The organism is Gemmatimonadaceae bacterium, assembly GCA_030647905.1.
GTDB lineage: Bacteria > Gemmatimonadota > Gemmatimonadetes > Gemmatimonadales > Gemmatimonadaceae > UBA4720.
In genome coordinates this window covers 261,867-280,387 of record JAUSJA010000026.1, presented here as the reverse complement: position 1 = coordinate 280,387, position 18,521 = coordinate 261,867, and the positions used below count along the sequence as shown (strand labels likewise).

General features: G+C 61.8%; 21 protein-coding genes. 14 read left to right on the top strand and 7 right to left on the bottom strand.

Annotation, left to right across the window (positions count from 1 at the left end):
* Position 1: 1 nt before the first annotated feature.
* Positions 2–1,270: an argininosuccinate synthase gene (locus Q7S20_07545; protein ID MDO8501682.1), complete on the bottom strand. Its 1,269-nt coding sequence runs from the start codon at positions 1,268–1,270 to the stop codon at positions 2–4.
* 127 nt (positions 1,271–1,397) lie between these two features.
* Here Q7S20_07545 and argR point away from each other — a divergent pair, with 127 nt between their 5' ends.
* The 7 genes from argR to Q7S20_07510 all read left to right on the top strand — a co-directional run bounded on the left by argR (position 1,398) and on the right by Q7S20_07510 (position 7,099).
* A complete protein-coding gene (gene argR / locus Q7S20_07540) occupies positions 1,398–1,859 on the top strand; it encodes an arginine repressor (GenBank protein MDO8501681.1) in 462 nt (153 codons plus the stop codon).
* Positions 1,860–1,913: 54 nt separating this feature from the next.
* Complete coding sequence (gene argC, locus Q7S20_07535; GenBank protein ID MDO8501680.1) at positions 1,914–2,885, top strand: N-acetyl-gamma-glutamyl-phosphate reductase; 972 nt, start codon at positions 1,914–1,916, stop codon at positions 2,883–2,885.
* Positions 2,886–2,890: 5 nt separating this feature from the next.
* Positions 2,891–3,646, top strand: a complete 756-nt coding sequence (gene argB / locus Q7S20_07530) for an acetylglutamate kinase (protein MDO8501679.1) — start codon at positions 2,891–2,893, stop codon at positions 3,644–3,646.
* Positions 3,643–4,857, top strand: coding sequence for an acetylornithine transaminase (locus Q7S20_07525; GenBank protein ID MDO8501678.1), 1,215 nt, complete (start codon positions 3,643–3,645; stop codon positions 4,855–4,857). The genes argB and Q7S20_07525 overlap by 4 nt, the downstream gene beginning before the upstream one ends.
* A gap of 7 nt (positions 4,858–4,864) precedes the next feature.
* Positions 4,865–5,479: a Smr/MutS family protein gene (locus Q7S20_07520; protein MDO8501677.1), complete on the top strand. Its 615-nt coding sequence runs from the start codon at positions 4,865–4,867 to the stop codon at positions 5,477–5,479.
* An 88-nt stretch (positions 5,480–5,567) separates the two neighbouring features.
* The gene (locus Q7S20_07515; GenBank protein ID MDO8501676.1) at positions 5,568–6,293 is read left to right on the top strand and encodes a Crp/Fnr family transcriptional regulator; all 726 of its coding nucleotides are present in this window, start codon (positions 5,568–5,570) and stop codon (positions 6,291–6,293) included.
* 8 nt (positions 6,294–6,301) lie between these two features.
* Positions 6,302–7,099 carry an alpha/beta fold hydrolase gene (locus Q7S20_07510; GenBank protein MDO8501675.1) on the top strand — a complete coding sequence of 266 codons (798 nt, stop codon included), beginning with the start codon at positions 6,302–6,304 and terminating at the stop codon, positions 7,097–7,099.
* A 34-nt stretch (positions 7,100–7,133) separates the two neighbouring features.
* Here the strand turns inward: Q7S20_07510 and Q7S20_07505 are convergent, their stop codons facing one another.
* Complete coding sequence (locus Q7S20_07505; protein ID MDO8501674.1) at positions 7,134–7,283, bottom strand: hypothetical protein; 150 nt, start codon at positions 7,281–7,283, stop codon at positions 7,134–7,136.
* 25 nt (positions 7,284–7,308) lie between these two features.
* Between Q7S20_07505 and Q7S20_07500 the strand changes: the two genes are divergently transcribed.
* Positions 7,309–7,590 (top strand): hypothetical protein, encoded by a 282-nt coding sequence (locus Q7S20_07500; protein ID MDO8501673.1) that lies wholly within the window; start codon positions 7,309–7,311, stop codon positions 7,588–7,590.
* A gap of 120 nt (positions 7,591–7,710) precedes the next feature.
* On the opposite strand, the gene Q7S20_07495 is transcribed toward Q7S20_07500, so the two are convergent.
* Together Q7S20_07495 and Q7S20_07490 are read right to left on the bottom strand one after the other, a co-directional pair.
* Positions 7,711–8,619 (bottom strand): MBL fold metallo-hydrolase, encoded by a 909-nt coding sequence (locus Q7S20_07495; GenBank protein MDO8501672.1) that lies wholly within the window; start codon positions 8,617–8,619, stop codon positions 7,711–7,713.
* A gap of 172 nt (positions 8,620–8,791) precedes the next feature.
* Positions 8,792–9,925 (bottom strand): aldo/keto reductase, encoded by a 1,134-nt coding sequence (locus Q7S20_07490; GenBank protein MDO8501671.1) that lies wholly within the window; start codon positions 9,923–9,925, stop codon positions 8,792–8,794.
* Between the two features lie 132 nt (positions 9,926–10,057).
* Here Q7S20_07490 and Q7S20_07485 point away from each other — a divergent pair, with 132 nt between their 5' ends.
* The 5 genes from Q7S20_07485 (at position 10,058) to Q7S20_07465 (ending at position 14,117) form a co-directional block, all read left to right on the top strand.
* The gene (locus Q7S20_07485; protein MDO8501670.1) at positions 10,058–10,807 is read left to right on the top strand and encodes a fatty acid desaturase; all 750 of its coding nucleotides are present in this window, start codon (positions 10,058–10,060) and stop codon (positions 10,805–10,807) included.
* Positions 10,808–10,809: 2 nt separating this feature from the next.
* Positions 10,810–11,088 (top strand): oxidative damage protection protein, encoded by a 279-nt coding sequence (locus Q7S20_07480; GenBank protein ID MDO8501669.1) that lies wholly within the window; start codon positions 10,810–10,812, stop codon positions 11,086–11,088.
* 5 nt (positions 11,089–11,093) lie between these two features.
* Positions 11,094–12,887: a glycoside hydrolase family 3 N-terminal domain-containing protein gene (locus Q7S20_07475; GenBank protein MDO8501668.1), complete on the top strand. Its 1,794-nt coding sequence runs from the start codon at positions 11,094–11,096 to the stop codon at positions 12,885–12,887.
* A 140-nt stretch (positions 12,888–13,027) separates the two neighbouring features.
* Positions 13,028–13,702 carry a hypothetical protein gene (locus Q7S20_07470; GenBank protein ID MDO8501667.1) on the top strand — a complete coding sequence of 225 codons (675 nt, stop codon included), beginning with the start codon at positions 13,028–13,030 and terminating at the stop codon, positions 13,700–13,702.
* A 106-nt stretch (positions 13,703–13,808) separates the two neighbouring features.
* On the top strand, positions 13,809–14,117 hold the full coding sequence (locus tag Q7S20_07465) for a hypothetical protein (protein MDO8501666.1): 309 nt from the start codon (positions 13,809–13,811) through the stop codon (positions 14,115–14,117).
* Positions 14,118–14,127: 10 nt separating this feature from the next.
* Here the strand turns inward: Q7S20_07465 and ligD are convergent, their stop codons facing one another.
* The 3 genes from ligD to Q7S20_07450 are packed head-to-tail and all read right to left on the bottom strand — an operon-like array spanning position 14,128 to position 17,278.
* A complete protein-coding gene (gene ligD, locus Q7S20_07460) occupies positions 14,128–16,881 on the bottom strand; it encodes a DNA ligase D (protein ID MDO8501665.1) in 2,754 nt (917 codons plus the stop codon).
* A gap of 9 nt (positions 16,882–16,890) precedes the next feature.
* Positions 16,891–17,118, bottom strand: coding sequence for a hypothetical protein (locus Q7S20_07455; GenBank protein MDO8501664.1), 228 nt, complete (start codon positions 17,116–17,118; stop codon positions 16,891–16,893).
* Entirely contained in the window at positions 17,072–17,278 is a 207-nt protein-coding gene (locus Q7S20_07450) for a cold-shock protein (GenBank protein ID MDO8501663.1), read from the bottom strand. The genes Q7S20_07455 and Q7S20_07450 overlap by 47 nt, the downstream gene beginning before the upstream one ends.
* A 603-nt stretch (positions 17,279–17,881) precedes the next feature.
* Between Q7S20_07450 and Q7S20_07445 the strand changes: the two genes are divergently transcribed.
* Positions 17,882–18,505: a hypothetical protein gene (locus Q7S20_07445; GenBank protein MDO8501662.1), complete on the top strand. Its 624-nt coding sequence runs from the start codon at positions 17,882–17,884 to the stop codon at positions 18,503–18,505.
* Positions 18,506–18,521: the final 16 nt, after the last annotated feature.

Here is an 18,521-nt window from a genome sequence, read left to right as displayed (position 1 = left end):
GCTAGTCCTGCCAGGATGCGGCGAGTGCAGGCGTGTCGTCGCTCGCAACAGGAGCGACGGCCTTCGCCGCGAGCTCGCGGTCGCGCAGAGCGCGCACGCGGTCGGGAAGGGAATAGAGTCTGATGAAACCGGCCGCATCGCTCTGCTCGTAGACGTCGTCCTCGCCGAACGTGACGAACCGTTCGTCGTAGAGGGCGTACTCGCTGGCGCGACTCACTACGGAGATGTTTCCCTTGTAGAGTCGCAGGGTGACGCCTCCGGTGACACGCTCCTGAGTGACATTGACGAACGCGTCGTAGGCCTCGCGCTCGGTCGTCCACCACCGGCCCTCGTACACGAGATCGGCATAGCGGGGAGCGATAAGATCCTTGGCAGCGAGCGTGCGGCGATCCAGAATGAGCTGCTCAAGCTCGCTGTGGGCCGTGTAGAGAAGGGTGCCGCCTGGGGTCTCGTAGACGCCGCGCGACTTCATCCCGACGAGGCGATCCTCGACGAGATCAATGCGCCCGACGCCGTGGCGTCCAGCGATTCCGTTCAGCGTAGTGAGAATGGCGACCGGGTCGAGGAAAACGCCGTTGACCGCAACCGGAGTTCCCTGGTTAAAGCCGATGGAAACCTCCTCAGGCTCGTCCGGAGCGAGCTCAGGCGAAGTGGTGAGCATGAAAAGATCGGCCGGGGGCGGCTGCGAAGGATCCTCGAGCACTCCACCTTCATGGGAGATATGCCAGATGTTGCGATCGCGCGAATAGATCTTCTCGCGGGACGCGGTTACCGGGACGTTGTGTTTCTCGGCGTAGGCAAGTGCGTCCTCGCGGCTGCGAATGTCCCACTCGCGCCAGGGCGCGATGACGGCGAGCTCCGGCGCGAATGCGGCGTAGGTGAGCTCGAACCGCACCTGGTCGTTACCCTTGCCGGTGCAGCCGTGCGCAAGAGCATCCGCGCCGATGCGGCGCGCGACCTCGACCTGCCGGCGAGCAATGAGCGGCCGTCCCATGGACGTACCGAGGAGATACTTGCGGCCGTAGATCGCTCCGGCGCGGAGCGTCGGCCAGATGAAGTCCTCGACGAACTCCTGACGGAGATCTTCGATGTAGCATTCATCCGCCCCCGAGGCGATCGCCTTGGCGCGTACGCCCTCAAGCTCTTCACCCTGGCCGATGTCGGCAGCAACGCATACAATCCGCGCGCCGTCGTAGTGCTCCTTGAGCCAGGGGACGATGATGGAAGTATCAAGACCGCCGGAGTAGGCGAGCGCAATTGTGCGGGTCATATCCCTCCTAAATAACTATTCATTCCAGTCGTATATTTAATCAGTTGACCGATCACCGTCAATGCTCGCGGGGGGTGTCACTCGCCTGTGGGGCGGTGCGGTGATAATGTGTGCGCGGAGGAGATAAATGGCGAACAAGAGAGAGCGGCAGTCGGCTATACTCGAGGTGATCGAAACCCGTGCGGTGAGCAGCCAGGAGGACCTCCGGAAGCTGCTTCTGCACAGGGGTTGGGACGTCACGCAGGCGACTCTGTCGAGAGATCTCAGAGAGCTTCGTCTGGCGCGCGTGCCGACACCAGAGGGAGCGCGATACGCGGTCACCGATGGAACGATCGAAGAGAGCCGGGCGGCGCTGGAGACTCTTCTGCCGCAGCTCTTTCTGCGGGTGGACAGTGTGAGCGAGATGATCGTGCTGAGGACGGTGCCCGGCGGGGCGCAGCCAATCGCGGCGGCGCTGGACGGCGAGGGCTGGCCCGACATTCTGGGCACGGTTGGGGGAGACGACACGATCCTCATCGTGTGCCGATCCGGTCTTGCCCGGGACAGAGTGGTTCGCCGGATCAAGTCTCTGGCCGGAGAGCCGCAGTAGCAAACGGGCCAGCGCGAGATTGACGACACACCTCTGTAATGTTATGCATTCGACGTGCATAAACTTTCGGTCGGGGTACTGGGTGCGAGCGGGTACACGGGGCGCGAGCTGTGTCTGCTCATCGCGCAGCACCCGCATCTCGAGCTGCGTTTCGCAACCGCTCACGGACAACGCGGGCGGAGCGTGCGAGTCGGGGGGCGGGAGATCACGTTCATCGCGACAGAGGACGCTCCACTGGGAGATGCCGAACTCATTTTCAGCTCGCTGCCTCACGGAACCTCACTAGAGTGGGTCAAACGGGCGCGGGCGTCGGGATCGAAGGTGGTCGATCTTTCATCGGACCTGAGGCCTGGCAGCGACGGAAGCATCGAAGGAGCGCCGGTGCCGTATGGATTGACGGAGCTCGCGCGCGCTGACGTGCGTGGAGCGAATGTCATCGCCAATCCTGGCTGCTATCCTACCGCGATACTCCTCGCTCTCGCGCCGCTCGCCTCCGCCGGCCTGCTCGAGCAGGGCTCCACGATCGCCGTATCCGCGGCAAGCGGTGTTACCGGTGCCGGATTCACTCCGAGGCGGGACCTGCTGTTCGCGGAGGTGAGCGAGGACTTCAGAGCGTATGAAGTCAGCAACAACCATCGGCATCTTGCGGAGATGACCTCGGTGCTTCGGGGCCGGGGTGCGATCAACGACCTCATCTTCACGCCGCATCTCCTTCCCGTAGCGCGGGGAATCCTGGCGACGATCGTGGTGCGGCTCGCCCACGAGATCGACCCGCCTCTCGGCCTGTGGTTGGATGCCTACGCTGGAGAGCCCTTCATCGAAGTAAGCGAAGCGACGCCGTCCCTCCGGGAGGTGGTGCGGCGGAACGTCGTGCGCATCTCCGCAGCAAAGGCGGCGAATACCAGCAGCCCCACTCTCATCATCACTTCGGCAATCGACAATCTCATGAAGGGAGCGGCGGGGCAAGCGGTTCAGAACGCGAATCTGATGCTTGGTCTCGAAGAGACTGCCGGGCTCCCGGCGTGATCTCGGTGATCAAGCTGGGAAGCCGGGTGCAATCGAGTCCGGAGCTCGTGACCGTGCTGCAGCGAATGTGGAGCACCCGGCCAGGATCGTTCTGCATCGTGCACGGCGGCGGTGACGAGATCTCATCGCTGCAGAAACAGCTCGGGCGTGAGCCATCGTTCGTGAATGGCCGGCGGATTACCACTGCGGATGATATGGAGCTTGTGAGAATGGTGCTGTCGGGCAGCGCCAACAAGCGATTGGTGTCGGCGCTTGGCGCCGCGGGAGTGCCGGCGGTCGGAGTGTCCGGCGAAGATGGCGGGCTTCTCGCTGCAGAACCGATCGATGTCGAAAAGTTCGGAAGATCGGGCAAGCCGACCACCGTACGGGTGGAGTTGATCGAGACGCTGCTCGCGAGCCGGTTTCTACCCGTGATCTCGCCGGTCGCGCGGGACGCGACATCACGCGATGGTGAAGCGCTGAACGTGAATGGTGACGATGCCGCGGGGGCACTGGCAGCGGCGATGGGCGCGGAGCTCTGGCTTGTGGCCGATGTTCCGGGAGTGATGGACGAGCACCGGAACGTGCTGCCGTCGCTCGATCCAGCGCGGATGGAGTCGCTGGTGGCGACGGGCACGGTGAACCGGGGGATGCTCGCCAAGCTGGAGGCGGGCTTTGCCGCTCTCGCGGCGGGAGCCAGCAGCGTGAGAATCGCCGGACTGAAAGGACTTTCCGAAAAGGATGCAGGAACGCTGTTGTCTCCAACAACGGGCACCGCATGACGGACACGATGACGAAGGGCGCGGAGAAGCGTGGAGGGACGCCCGGCGTTTCTTCTCCTGACATTCTCGGAACGTACAAGCGGGCCCCGATGCGTTTCATTCGCGGATCGGGTGTCGAGCTGTTCGACGAGGACGAAAAATTGTATCTCGACTTCTCCAGTGGAATCGCCGTGAACGCACTCGGCTATGGCGACGCGGGAATGCGTCAGGTGATCGAGGATGTCATGGAGAGCGGATTGATCCATGTCTCCAATCTCTACAGAACAGAGCCCGGCGAGCGCCTCGCTCATTTCCTGGTGGAGAACTCGTTCGCGTCGAACGTATTCTTCTGCAACTCGGGCGCTGAGGCGAATGAGGGCGCGTTCAAATTCGCGCGCCGGTGGGGAAGGACTGTTGGCACTGATGGTAAGACCGGCATCGTCGCGCTTCGAGGAGGATTTCACGGCAGGCTGTTCGCTTCGCTTGCCGCGACGGACAGGCCTTCCTACCGCGCGCCGTTCCGCCCGCTCGCGGGCGGGATAAGCATCTGTGAGCGCGACCCGGTAGAGCTTGACGCAGCGCTCGACGGCGATTCTGTTGCCGCGGTAATCGTCGAGCCCGTGCAGGGGGAAGGAGGGGTGCGTGTAATCGAGACCGAGCTGCTCCGCCATATCCGCAAGCTGACGTCGGAGCGCGGCATCGCGCTCATCTTCGACGAGATTCAGTGCGGACTGGGACGTCTCGGCACCTTCATGGCGTACGAGCGTGTCGGCGTGGTACCTGACATGGTCACCCTGGCGAAGCCGCTCGCCGGAGGACTTCCGATGGGAGCGGTCCTCATCACTGGCGAGATAGGCGAGACGATAAAGCCTGGTGATCACGGTACGACGTTCGGTGGCGGTCCGATGGTGGCCGCTGTCGCCGACTACGTAATACGGCGGCTCGCTGAACCTGCGCTGCTGGCATCGGTGACCCGGAATGGCGAGTGGCTGGGAGAGAGATTGTCGGTGATCGCGCGACGCAGTGGGCGGGTGCGCGCGGTGCGCGGCATGGGCTACATGTGGGGCATCGACGTCGTGGATCCGGCCGCGGAAATCGTCCAGCGCGGATGGGATGCAGGACTTCTAATCATCACGGCGGGCGATCACACTCTTCGGCTGCTTCCGCCGTTGATTATGGAGCGGGCCGATCTCGAGCGTGGGCTGGAGATGCTCGAGAAGATCCTCGGCTGATATCGAAATGGTCCATCGGGGCAAGCCGCAACTGACTTCGTTATGGCACGCACTCGACGAAGCGGCGTTCGGTACGGAACGAACGCTCAATCTTCGCGAGTTGCTGCCATCGGCGGCGGAAGCGCGCGCACGCACGGACGTCTGGCTGAGAGCGCGCCAGGTGACGAAAGCCCAGGAGGTGCTGGTGATCACCGGCCGCGGCAATCAGAGTATCGGCGGGATCGGGGTCGTTCGCCAGGAGATTCTGAACATGCTTCCATCGCTCAGGCGCCGTGGCGTGGTGGAAAGCTGGAGAGAGCATTCGCCGGGGTCGATCGTGGTGAAAATGGCGCCGCTGAGCTCGATGCTCACGCCACCGCAACGCAAACGCGACAACATTGACACGGAACGCGCGTCCCCCGGAGGTTCACTCATCGGCCTTCAGCCAGAAACGCTTGTGCTGCTGCGACAACTCGCGATACAGAATCTGGAATCTCTGGGAGTGATCGAGACGGAGCAATTCGTGGAAGAGGAAATGACACGAACGTTTTCTGCTCTGGCGAGGGCCATTCCGGCAGGTGCGGACAGAGAGCGTCTGCTTTGTAACGCCATTCTCAAGGCGATCGACGAAATCGTCGAGTAAATGCCGATCTGCAAATCCGAATTAGCCGCTGGAATTTGCGGCCCGGACATTGCGACATGTTCCCGTGTCAGGGTTGCAACGGCACGTCATGAAAAAATCAAAGCCTTCCGCCAAGCGCTCGAAGCTGAGCCCCGAGAATGCGACCATCCTGGCCGCCTACGGAGCCCGCACAACATGGCCTTCTGGCTTCCAGATCTACCAGAATGGCACACCCGCCGACGGGTTGTCGGTTGTGCTGCACGGCCACGTGATTCTTCGTAACAAAATCCGCACTGGAAGGGGGTTCGTGCCGGCGATCGTCACTCCGGGCGAAACGTTCGGTGTTGAAGGAGTCACGCCCGAAGCTCTTTACGTAACGGACGCGTATTCCGCGGACGACACGGAAACACTGTATCTGAGCGGCGAGCATTTTCGCGCGTTCGTGAGAGAAAATCCGGGCGAGACTCTCGCGATCATCGGGCAGCTGATGAGCGAGCGATCGCATCTGCTCGAGAAGCTGCACGCGATGGCGTCGCAGAACGTGGAGCAGCGCCTCATATCGTCGCTGCAGCGGCTTCTCGGTGACAGGTCTTTCCTTGGCGCCGACGGTCGTCTTCTCCTGGAGCTGCGGCATCACCGACTGTTGTGCGAGATGGTGGGTGCCACACGCGAATCGATCGCGATCGCGCTTGGGCGGCTGGTGGGTGCCGGAGTAGCAGAGAGACGTGGAATGACGTTCGTGATCGCGCCCTCGGGCATCGCGGCTCATATTACCCACGACGGAGCGGATGTGGAGAGCACCCTCCCGCTCGCGCAGGAGTCAATGCGACCTTAGCCATACGAATGCCTTCGGGAAAGACGGATACGGTTGGGCTAATAGCCGGCGCGGAAAGCATAGATATGCAGGAGGAGAATTCACACGGAATTCTCCTCCTGCATGGCTTTGGGGACACGCCTCAGACTCTCGGGCTGCTCGCGCGGCACCTGCACGCGGCGGGCTATGACGTGCGGGCTCCGCTGCTTCCGGGACATGGCAGGACGGTGGAGTCGTTCATGAGCTCGCGTCGCGAGGAATGGCTCGCCTGTGCCAGAGCTGAGCTGGCGCGAATGCGGGCGACTCACGATGGCGTATCAATCGGCGGTTTGTCGATGGGTGGCGCTCTGGCTGCGATACTTGCCGCCGAGACCGGCGACATCTCCTCGCTGGTGCTGATGGCGCCATACCTCGACATGCCGAAGTCGCAAAAACTCGCTTCGGCAACGCACTGGATATGGAGCGCCGTCGCCGGTGCACGGAGATCAAACAGCCCCGGATCCATTCGCGATCCACTGGAGCGTGAGAAAAACCTCGGCTACGGTGCCTACTCCGGCCGGCTCTTGTACGAGCTATGGCGCCTCGCGGCGAGGGCGCGCAGATCGCTGGCGAAAATAGCGGCGCCGACGCTGCTCATTCAGTCCCACACCGACCCGCGCATCGCTCAGGGGGTAGCGGAGCGCGTGTTCGCCGCCCTTGGGTGCACGGTAAAAAAGCTCGTGTGGGTGGAAAACACAGGCCACATCATCACGGTGGATTACGGCCGCGCGCGGGTGTTCGAGGAGGTAGCCGCGTGGATTGGGGCTCACGCCCACCAGCGGCGATGACGGCCTGAATCTTCAGGCCGTCATCGCCGAGAGGTCAGGTGTGGTCCTGAACGAATTCCTTGGTGGCGTCAACGGCCTGCTCAGCGCCCGCCACAGCCTGTTGAACCACTCCCGTGGCGACACGGCTGACACGCTTGGCGAGGGACTTGGCCCGCTTCGTAACGCCGGATGCAGCTTTCTTCACGGTCTTGCGACTTGGCAGAGATACCTTGCGTCCGGAAGTCGCGCGCTTGCGACTGGTTGTACCACGCTTTGCGGAAGACTTGCGGGCAGATGAGGCGCGCTTCGACGCGCTCTTCCTGGTGCTCTTCCTCGTGCTCTTCCGTGCGGACGACTTCTTCGCGCCGCTCTTTCTGGCGCTCTTCTTCGCGCTGGAGCCGCGAGAGGATGACTTGCGAGCCGACGGCTTCCGGCCGCCGGAACTACCGCCACTTCTCTTCCTGCCCTTCGAACCACCGCGCGACGACTTCCTGGCTGCAGCCATGTTATGAGCTCCAATGTAGGGGTTCCATGTCACTCTGTAGCAACTTCCGCGCACAAACTATAACAGATGTGATTGTCGTTGCATAATAAAAAAACAGCACGATGAAGCCGCGCGTGAATGCATCCATTCAAAGAGCCGGGACTTCGCGGGTTTCTCCGTGCGCGAGAATCCAGAGCAGGTTGGGCGACAAGCTGGCGCGCGACCAGATCTCGCGTGCGAGAATCGGCGGCTCCATGACCGGCTCATCGGTGAGCCGGAACGTTCCCCAGTGCGATCCCACCATGATGCATGGATGGTCGGGATGAACTGCAGTCAGCTGCTGGAACGCAGCGATGCTGTCTGTCGGATTCATGTGCACTTGCCGCATGAACCAGCGCGGCTCATAGGCCCCGATGGGCAGGATCGCCATATCGAACGGACCGAAACGCTCCGCAATCGCGCCGAACTCGGGGTGCAGCGCGGTATCGCCTGCGAAAAAGACACGAGGGCGACCAAATGACAGCGTCCACCCGCACCAGAGAGTCGAGTTTCTGTTCCACGGATAGCGTCCGGAAAAATGCTGGGCGGGAGTACAGCCGATGATGATGCCGGCGGTCTCGTGCTCCTGCCACCAGTCGAGCTCTTTCACGTTTGCCGCGCCGCGTCGCTCGAGAAAACCTCCGACACGAAGCGGGGCGAGCCAGCACATTGCCGGAAAGCGCCCGATCAACCGTCCGATTGTGGGGTCATCCAGGTGATCGTAGTGGTCGTGCGATATCAGCGTCACGTCGATCGGCGGCAGGTCTTCGAGACGCAGAAACGGTGGAACAAGCCGGCGCGGTCCGGCGAACGAAACAGGCGAGGCACGATCCGACCATATCGGATCGGTGAGAATGTTGAGGCCCCGGCACTGGATAAGAAACGAGCTGTGTCCTATCCACGTGATCGTCAGCGTATCGACTCGCTCCGCGGGACGCCGGACAGGTGACGCGATTACCGGACGCATGCGATGCGCAGCGGGAACCACAGCGGGCTGCTGGCGGGATCTCGTCAGCATCCACCCGATAAGCCCCCCGACTCCGTGCGGCGCGGAATCCGGCCAGGGATTCCGGAAAGCGCCCTTATGGTGATGGCTCGGCAATTCTCTTCGACCCCCGCAGCCTACGTCGCGGATACCAATGCGCACCGTATCGCCGTAGTGGATAGCACGATGCGGGCGATGAACGATCTCAGGATTGAGTGACGGCGCGGCCGGCGCCCAGATTCTCGGTCAAGTGGTCGATCGATCGCATGCCGACAAGCGCGGTGGCAACGGGCAGGGACCGAACAAACGCGATGGCGCGCTGTGCGTCGGTGTCGAGAGGGAAGAGCGATCTGACCGTATCGGGGAGATTTCCAGCGAGCTGTGCCTGCATCAGTGAAGCGCTGGCGAAGACGGAAACGCCGAACTCTTCGGCGAGTGCGAGCAGCGCTACGTGTCTGCCGTCAACGGATTGCGTGGGAGCTCTCACCGCTTCAGTCATGGCCAGGTTGATGGGCAGCTGAATCGCGCGGAAGTGATGGCCGCTTCCGCCAACATCGCGCGCGACGGCCAGAAGCTCCTCGAGCGAAAGGTAATTTCGGCCTGCCGCGAAAACCCTGAAACCATGCCACGTGGCGCAGCCGTACGCCGCGATCCGGCCGGCTGCGACCTGCGACTCGAGCTCGGCGAATGCTTCGCGGAGAACTGACAGGAATCGAGCCCGGTCCAGTGTATCGAGCTGCTGCTCGGGGTTGTGCAGATAGTAAAGATCGATGCATTCCACGCCGAGATTCCGGCGGCTTCTGTCAATCTGGTCAGCGAGGAACCGCGGCCGAAGGCAATGCCCGCCCGCGACGAGATCTTCCCGGCTCATGATGCCGCGGTCGAAATATTGCTCGCGCAGGTATGCATCGTAGTCGTCGCGAGAGTCCGGTGGCGACCCTTCCAGCGGCACGTATCCGCCCTTGGTGCAGATGACGATCTCATCGCGTGATGCACTGCCCGATGCGAGAGCCTCTTTCAGCGCGCGACCGACGGCGCGCTCCGAGCGCTGGCAGCGATAGTTGATCGCCGTGTCGAGCACGTTCAGTCCATGCGCGATACCGGTCGCGAGCAGCCGGGCATATCGTGCATCCTCCCGGTCGTCACATTCGCCGAGATAGGTGCCCATGCCGATGGATGAGACGGCGAGACCCATCGAGGTCTCGCGGTAAAAATCACCGGCGAAAGCATGGCGGAAGCGGGAGGACAGTCGCCGCGTCCCATCGGGGGTCGCTCTGCCGTGGACGGCGCGATCCGATGCGTCGCCATCGCTGCGTTTCTTTTTCCCCGATCCGGTCATGTGCGCGGGACGCTAGGCAGAAGGGGTTGGAGACGCAAGGTCAGCCGGGATGATCAGTTGGCAGGCGTAGCGCAAGCCGGGTAGATTGAGCGAGAAAGGATGGTGTTCGCTCAAACAACGGAGTCGTCGCAAATGCCGGATTTTGGAAGCTGGGCAGCGGATTGGTGGAAGCCGGTTCTCTTCATCGTGATCGCCGGTCATCTCACCAACGTCTGTGTGACGCTGTTCCTGCATCGCGCCCAGACACATCGCAGCGTCAAGCTGCACTATCTGGCCGCCCTCCCGATGCGCCTGTGGTTGTGGCTTTCCACGGCCATCGTGACCAAGGAATGGGTGGCTTGCCACAGAAAGCACCACGCCTTCGCTGACCGAGAGGGAGATCCGCACAGCCCGTTGGTAGAAGGGCTCAGAAACATCGTCCTCAAGGGAGCATTCTACTATAGGAAAGCGGTGCGGCAGCCCGGGGTCCTCGACAAGTATGGAAAAGGGACGCCGAACGACTGGCTCGAGCGTCATGTTCTGGCGCGTCGGAACTCGCTTGGCATTCTGCTGATGCTTGCCGTGGACGTGTGGCTCTTCGGCTTCTTCGTCGGACCACTGGTGTGGGGAGCGCAGATGATCTGGATCCCATTCTGGGCTGCGGGAATCATCAATGGGGTTGGCCACGCGGTCGGTTATCGCAATTTCAGCGTGAAGGACCAGAGTCGTAACATGCTGCCCATCGCGATCTGGCTCGGGGGTGAGGAGCTTCACAACAATCACCACGCCGATCCCCACTCCGCGAAGTTCAAGGCGAAGTGGTACGAGTTCGACATCGGCTGGATGTATCTGCGTCTTCTGTCGTTCTTCGGATTGGCGAAGATCGAGTACGCGGGGTTGTAGGGGTGGCTGACGTTACCTGCTCGCGCTGCGGGCAGACTCGGGAAGGGTTCGAGAAGCCGCCGTTTCCGGGACCCATCGGCGCGCGTGTCGTAAGCGAAACCTGTCGCCAGTGCTGGGCGGACTGGGGCAAGCAGCAGACGATGCTCATCAACCATTACGGGCTGGACGTGATGGATCCGCAGGCCCGTTCGTTCCTCACGCGGAACATGTCCGCATTCCTGTTCAAGACAGGAGCCGGGTCGGAGATCGACACGAGCAAGCAGGGAACCATCTCGCACTGAAGGCTATGCGGCTCAAGAGCTTGCTGATACTTGTGGCGGCGGTTGCTGCTGGTTGTACGACGGCCGGTTCGGCAAGCCCCGGGAACCGACCGCCGCCGGTATCACGGTCCGAATGGGCCGACTCGGTTCTGGCGAGTCTCACGCTTCGCGAAAAGACCGCCCAGATGGTCTGGCCAACGGTTCTCGGCGACTACGCTTCGGGCGACTCGCCCCAGTGGCAGAGGCTTTCCGGCTACATCCGGAAGGATAAGGTTGGCGGCTTCACGATATCGGTCGGTTCTCCGACCGAGCTCGCGGTAAAGCTGAACGCGATGCAGGAGATGAGCTTGGTGCCGCTGCTGTTTGGAGCGGACCTCGAAGCCGGCGCCGGCTTCCGCGCGCGGGGCGGATATTTCATTCCCAATGCGATCGATCTCGGCGGCGCCGTCGTGTTTCCGCCGGAAATGGCGATCGGTGCTACGGGAGATACGCTTCTCGCGTACCAACAGGGGCGGTTGACGGCCCTGGAAGGCCGGGCGCTCGGGATTCACATCGCCTATGCGCCGGTTCTGGACGTAAACAACAATCCGGCGAACCCCGTCATCAACACCAGGTCCTACGGCGAGGACCCGGCGATGGCGGCGCAGCTCGGGGCGGCATTCATCCGGGGCGTTCAGGCGAACGGTATGATAGCGACGGGCAAGCATTTCCCTGGTCACGGGGACACCGGAACTAATTCGCATCTTGCCCTTCCTGTCGTCACTGTGAGCCGAAGCAGGCTCGATAGTGTCGAACTGGTACCATTTCGCGCGGCCATCAACAGCGGCGTTGGCGCGATAATGTCATTTCACGGCGCGATGCCCGCGCTCGACTCCTCTGGTGTTCCCGGAACGCTCTCGCAGAAGGTTTTAACGGGACTTCTTCGCAACGAGCTGCAGTTCAAGGGCATCATTATTTCGGACGCGATGGACATGGCTGGTGTGCTCGAGCAGTACGGCGCCGTTGAAGCGGCGAAGCGGGCCGTGACGGCCGGGGTAGATATCCTGATTCAGCCGCTCGATGTCACGCAGACGATTGACGCGGTGGTGGCGGGTGTGAAGGAAGGCAGGTTCACGGAAGCGAGACTCGACGAATCCGTGCGGCGGATTCTGCAGGCCAAGCGGGAACTAGGTCTCGACCGCCGGAAGCTCGTAAGCCTCGATTCACTCCGCTTCATAGTTGGAGACAGCTCGCATGCCGCAATGGCGCGCCGCGCCGCGGAGCGGTCGATCACGCTAGTGAAGGATTCGCTTGGAGAAGTGCCACTGGCACTGAGCGGCAACCCTCGTGTTCTCTCTGTAACTGTGGGGCGCCGGGCCGATCTCTCTGCGGGAGTGGCGTTCAACGGCGAGTTGCGGAGCGGAGCGCGAAATCTGCGCGCGGAGTTTCTCGCCTCCGAAGATCCGGCGGCCGACTATACCAGGATCGAGCGCGCCGCCGATTCGGCAGACGTGACGGTTGTGAGCTCTTATGTAGGCCAGAACTGGGACGCGGTATCGGCGAGCGCTCCACAGGCCTTGGCGTCGTTCATCGGGCGGCTCACGACAAGAGGGAAGCGGCCGATAGTAGTGAGTTTCGGCAATCCGTATCTGCTACAGCAGATACCATGGGTCCCGACCTATGTCGTGGCGTGGGGCGGGTTTCCGCTTTCGCAGACAGCCGCGGCACGGGCGCTTCTCGGAAAGAATGTAATTGGGGGGAAGCTGCCGATCTCGATTCCGCTGGAGAATCGCATCGTTCCCCGCGGCACGGGAATCGTCAGAGCGGCGCGCGACAGATAATCAGCCGTATCTGGTTGTCCGTTGTGCGCGAAAGGTCGTATATATTCCCCTCCTCCGGATCGCTATTAATTAGCAAGTTGATACTAACCCCCAAATCCGGGCTTGACATTAGTCACGAGAAGTGACTAATTCGCGGTACAATGTCTGACGGCAAATCCCGAAAGCCCTCGTATGCCATCGACATCGTTTTGCTGACAGCGGTGGGCGGGCAGCTTGCGGTGCTTCTCTGCCGCTCGCCCGAAGGGCGAGAGAAGTGGATGCTGCCATGGGACGCGCCGCGGCAAAGCGAGATGATGGAGGCTTCGGCCACGCGTATCGCGAAATCGGTGGGTGTCGGTGAGCCCGGATGGATGGAGCAGGTCGGAGCGTTCGGGGACGGGAGGCGTCATCCTTCGGATCTCGACGTTTCGGTGGCCTACGCCGGCCTCGTTCCGATGGGTACGCCGTCGCCGGTGGGCGGTGTCTACGCCTGGTTTCCGCTTGACGGCGTCCCTCAGCTGGCCCTGAGACAGCGGCAGATTCTGGACGCTTCGGTGGGTATGATCCGTGGCCGGATGGACCAGTCTCCGGTCGCTTTCCGTTTTCTACCACAAATGTTTACCCTGACCGAGCTCCAGCAAATGTACGAGCTGTTGCTGGCCAAGAGGTTGCACAAGGCAAGCTTTCGCAGGGCACTGCAGGCGGCCTGGCTGGTGGAGCCGACGGACGAATGGAGGAGCGAGGGACGGGGAAGACCCGCCCAGCTCTACCGGTATGCCCCGAGGAAACGTCGGCCGGCCCAGCGGGGTATCAGACTGGACCTTCTTTCGTCCTAAGTAAAAGGACTGTACCGGAAATCGAAGGATACTGGCACATATTGCGCTCCGCGTGTATTAGTTACAATGTGTACCTAAGGTTTGATTAAGATCCCACCGGAGACCGATGCTCGCATACCTGGACAGCCTCTGCGCTGCACTGTTGGCGAGAGATACATCTGAAATCAGGCGCCTCCTGGCCCACCCGATGGCGCAGGACCTGCCCCGCCGCGTCCGCGAGGAGGCGGTGGCCATTTCGCGGGCCGGGCGAAGGAGCTTCATCGCCCCGGTCAACGCGCTCCATTTGTATTACAAGCTCACGCACATGGTGGACGAGAGCAGCGATCCGACGTTCGAGAGCAGCTCCCCCCGAGACGAGCCCGCAGCCAAGGCCGATCAACTTGACCTTCCCCTGAGAAAGGTCAGCTCCCGCTAACGTCCCGGTGCTAGACCAGCGCCTTCAGGGAATTCTTCTTCTTCAACTGAGCGCTCCATATGTCGCCGACTTCAGCGAACCACTGTGGCGCAGACTCGATTGTGAAATCACGGGGATCGAGGTCGTTGGCAAGCTCGTCCCATGCGAGGGGCGTCGACACCATGGCATCGGGATTGGCTCGGGCGGAGTAGGCCCCGGCGACGGTCTTCCCGGTGACGTTCTGCAGGTAGTCCACGTACACCGTCGTAGCACCCCGCGCCTTCACCGATCGCTTGATGGTGGCAGCCTTCGGATGCGCCTCGCTCACGCGGGTGGCGATGATCCGCGCGACCAGCGTCGCCGCCTCGTTGGGCGTCTTCGGCGGAAGCGGAATGTAGATGTGGAGTCCTGTGGAACCGGACGTCTTGATAGCGCCACCAAGCCCCAGATCGTCCATCGCCTCGTGTGCCCATTGCGCTACCTCGACGACGCGGCTGAACGGAGCCCGCGGTCCCGGATCCAGATCGATGATGCTGTAGTCTGCATGATCGAGCGACTGGAGCCGCGAATGCCATGGATCCACCGAAATACTGCCGAGCTGCACTGTGTAGAGCAGCGTTGCGAGGTCACCCCCGATGATTCGGACATTCGTCGAGCCGTCCTGCGCGTGAATCTTCTCGGTGTGAACGACCTCGGGCGGCTCTCCGGCGTTCTGCTGAAAGAACGAAGGGCCTTCAACGCCATCGGGAAACCGCTTTAGCACGAGCGGGCGATCCTTCATGACCGGAAGGATCAGTGTCGCGACAGTGACGTAGTACCGCATTAGATCGCCCTTCGTGAGCTTCTTCTTCGGAAAGAAGACCTTGTCGAGATTGGTGACGTCGAGGCTCGCATGGGGCGCGATTTCGAGTCGGCCGTCGCCGCCGCCGCTTTGAATCTCGTCGAGCTGGGCGAGGATCTTCTCCAGCGCAATCGGTTTTCCGCTGCGTTGCGGGGCTTTCACCGCGGGAGATCCCGACGCGACGGTGCGCTGCGCGTAGATACGCCGGCGAGCAGTTGGTTTCGACGTGGCGCTCGCGGCGGAATCTCTGATCGTTGTCTCTGTCCTTCCGTTCTTATTCTGCATGCTGGTGCTCTCGCGTCCTACGTCTGTCGCCTTCTTGTCATCACGTATGCCGAGGTAGATCGGCTGGCGAAGCCTTCCATCGCTCGTCCATTCGTTGAACTTCACCTCCACCACGACCTTCGGCTTGACCCAATGGGCGCGCTCGTTGGTCTTCGGCGTCTCCTCGAATGGAGAGTTCTTCTGCTCGAGCGGCTTCAACCGACGGTACATCTCCGCGAGCCCCGCGCCAGTAAACCCGCCACCTGCATGTCCGACGTAAATGAAACGGTTGTGGTCGAAGCAGCCGAGCAGAAGTGCGCCGAGGTGCTGTCGTGACTTGCGGGGCTCGGTGAAGCCGCCGACGACGAACTCCTGCCTGAACTCGATCTTGAGCTTGAGCCATGCGCGGGTCCGAACGCCGGGCTCATAGAGCGAGTCGGTGCGTTTGGCGATGATCCCTTCCCAGCCCTGCTTCCGCGCCAGGGCGAGCATCCTGCCGCCGTTACCTCCACCAGATTCAGTTATCCGGATCTGAGAGGAGGTGTGCTTGCCAAGCTCCTTCACGAGCCGGGCTCGCCGCGTGGTCCACAGCTCGCAAAGGAGAATGTCGTTGCCGGCCGCCAGGATATCGAAAAGCACGAGAGCTGCGGGTGTCGAGCTTCGGTGCCGGGCGATGACGTGTGATCCCTTCACGTGCATCCGACTCTGCAGCTTTTGAAAGCGTCCGGGCTTTCCATTGATCAGCGCTACGATCTCGCCATCGAGCACGAAATCTTTCTTTCGCTTCTTTGCCAGCGCCTGGAGCGCGTCGGTGATCTCCGGAAACTGCGCCGCCTTGTCCTTGCCATTCCTGGTGATGAGTGAAACTTCACCAGCGGTGACGAAGGCCAGCACGCGTACTCCGTCGTACTTGGGCTCGAACGTCCACCCGTCGCCGGGGATCGCCACACCGATGCTGGCGTACATCGGCTCGAGCTCGCGCGCGAGCGAAGCGAAGTCCGTTGACTTTCGATCGTTCTTCGAACGGTTGCCGCGCCACACTTTGCTCCGACCTTCGGCGATCTCTTCCATGGTGCGTCCAGTGGTGACGGAAGTCATGTTCTCCGCGACGACGTCATTGCTCGATGCGTACTCGTCTCGGCGCTTGATGAAAAGCCACTGCGGCTTGGACGAGGTAACCCTGCCGCGCGAAAGCTTGGTTCGCACCAGCGCCCATGAGCCGCGCATCCGGCTGCCGAAGAATGTGACCTTCAGCTCGCCCCTCTCATAGCCCGTGCGGATTGTGTGCCCGGCTTCTTCAGGGGCGACTCCGTCTGCCGTGTATCTGCCAGTGTCCCAGAGCATCACGGTTCCAGCGCCATACTCTCCCTCCGGAATCGTCCCTTCGAAGGTGTTGTAATCGATGGGATGATCCTCAACCTGCATTGCCAGTCGCTTCACTGAAGGGTCGGTGCTCGGTCCCTTCGGAAGGGCCCAGCTCTTCATCACGCCGTCGAGCTCGAGGCGAAGATCGAAGTGAAGGTGAGATGCGGCGTGTTTCTGTATGACGAAGCGGAGACGGTCGGCCTCGGAAGTCGGCTCGCTCCCGGAAGGCTCGGCAGTCTTCGCGAAATCGCGCTTTCTGCGATACTCGGCGAGCTGCTGTCTGGCGCTTTTAGCGCGACGGGTGAGTGTCGTCACGGAACAGGCTCATGCCGACTCTTCGGCGGGCTCCTCGAGCTTGATCTTCTTTCCCTTCATCCTGGCCTTGATGAGCTTCATCAGATTGGCGCGATAATCGTCGGTATAGCGATTGGAATCGAAGGGCTCGGCGAGATTTTCAGAGAAGCCCCGGGGGTTGCCCGGGGCCAGGAACTTCGCTCTTTGGTGTTCAGGCCTTAGTGACGTTCGCGGCCTGGGGGCCTTTCTGTCCCTCAACTACTTCGAACTCCACCTTGTCCCCCTCAGCAAGGGATTTGAAACCCGAGCCGGAGATTGCGCTGAAGTGGACGAAGACATCGGGGCCGCCTTCTCTGGAGATAAACCCGAATCCCTTCGCGTCGTTGAACCACTTCACTGTGCCGGTAATGCGTGCCATAACTCTTTCCTTTCCCCTCCGAGGGGCCTGACTGTACCCACTGATGCGTCGGTGTGTGGCGCTTCAGTGTATCGTACCGGCGACTCGAGCCGACATCGTTTCAGTACCCGGATCATCGTCTCGGCGCGCGAGCGATAGATGCCGGAGAAAAAGCGGGCAAGTTTTGTGCAATTGTCCGGGCGATCGCTCGGCGAGGGGAGTTTTTTTTCAGGCTGCTCCTGCCGCGCTGGCGACGTATTTCGCGGTGCGGCCGCAGCTTCGACACCGGAGGGTGACGTGCGACATGGGTGCGGGAGGATAACGGGCGGGATCACGCTCGATGGGTCCGGGGCACGAAGGACAGCTGAGCAGTCCGCCTGACCGATCACCGTTGATGAGGTGAAGGACTTGCGCGGGGTTGTACGTATTTGGACGCGGCTTACGCATCGGCCCTCCGAGGGCTTGTCCTCCCCCGTAAGCTGTGGGAGCACGAACCTCACTGTTGGAGTCGCTTTACTACGCCAGAACTACGGTCAGTACGTACGGAAGACATCCGCAGTCATGCTCGCGGTCCTGTCGGTCGGATGCGGGCCTCGCGCTCACATCCCCTTGCGATCCATTGATTTGCAAGGCACGCTCGCACCAGACGACAGTGTCGCCATGATGGCGCGCAGCCTCGCACCCGTGTTGTACCTCCAACGCGACGAGAGGTTCCTGCTATCCCGGGTCGTCGCCGTGGTCCACCCGACAAAGTCGGTGATTGCCTACCATCTGCTGTGGCGGGACGACGTCAACGGGGCATGGATTCCTTTCACGGTCCCGACAGACGAGGAGGTGGTGTGGCTTCGCTACGACAGCACGGGTGCGCCGGTAGACGTTTGGACCTACTGGCACGGCACGTTGCTGCATACTCGATGGCCGAAGTCGCAGGTAGCGATTAACGTGCAGTGGGGCAAGCACGGATCGTTGCCGAGGCGGATCGTGGAGAGCAGCTTGCCGAAGCCCATGACGCTCAACTTCTTCTTCGCCGCGACGCGATTCCTCGTGCCCGACATGCTGCTGTCGAGGGTGATGCGGGGCGGGCCTGCGACTTTCCCGCACAGTTACCGACGCTACCGGGATTTCTCCCGGGTTATGCCGCTTTCAGACAGACTCGATGCGGTAACCTTGACAGACAAGCCCGAGAACGTGCTGCAGGCGGTGTTCGGCCAGTATTCGCACAAGCCGAACTGGCCCGAAGGGATCTAGCCGCCACTGTACTTTT

Coding starts and splice junctions, on each gene's coding strand:
- Q7S20_07545 (MDO8501682.1), bottom strand. CDS start 1,270: ATGACCCGCACAATTGCGCTCGCCTACTCCGGCGGTCTTGATACTTCC.
- argR (MDO8501681.1), top strand. CDS start 1,398: ATGGCGAACAAGAGAGAGCGGCAGTCGGCTATACTCGAGGTGATCGAA.
- Q7S20_07525 (MDO8501678.1), top strand. CDS start 3,643: ATGACGGACACGATGACGAAGGGCGCGGAGAAGCGTGGAGGGACGCCC.
- Q7S20_07520 (MDO8501677.1), top strand. CDS start 4,865: ATGGTCCATCGGGGCAAGCCGCAACTGACTTCGTTATGGCACGCACTC.
- Q7S20_07515 (MDO8501676.1), top strand. CDS start 5,568: ATGAAAAAATCAAAGCCTTCCGCCAAGCGCTCGAAGCTGAGCCCCGAG.
- Q7S20_07510 (MDO8501675.1), top strand. CDS start 6,302: ATGCCTTCGGGAAAGACGGATACGGTTGGGCTAATAGCCGGCGCGGAA.
- Q7S20_07495 (MDO8501672.1), bottom strand. CDS start 8,619: ATGCTGACGAGATCCCGCCAGCAGCCCGCTGTGGTTCCCGCTGCGCAT.
- Q7S20_07490 (MDO8501671.1), bottom strand. CDS start 9,925: ATGACCGGATCGGGGAAAAAGAAACGCAGCGATGGCGACGCATCGGAT.
- Q7S20_07485 (MDO8501670.1), top strand. CDS start 10,058: ATGCCGGATTTTGGAAGCTGGGCAGCGGATTGGTGGAAGCCGGTTCTC.
- Q7S20_07475 (MDO8501668.1), top strand. CDS start 11,094: ATGCGGCTCAAGAGCTTGCTGATACTTGTGGCGGCGGTTGCTGCTGGT.
- Q7S20_07470 (MDO8501667.1), top strand. CDS start 13,028: ATGTCTGACGGCAAATCCCGAAAGCCCTCGTATGCCATCGACATCGTT.
- Q7S20_07465 (MDO8501666.1), top strand. CDS start 13,809: ATGCTCGCATACCTGGACAGCCTCTGCGCTGCACTGTTGGCGAGAGAT.
- Q7S20_07450 (MDO8501663.1), bottom strand. CDS start 17,278: ATGGCACGCATTACCGGCACAGTGAAGTGGTTCAACGACGCGAAGGGA.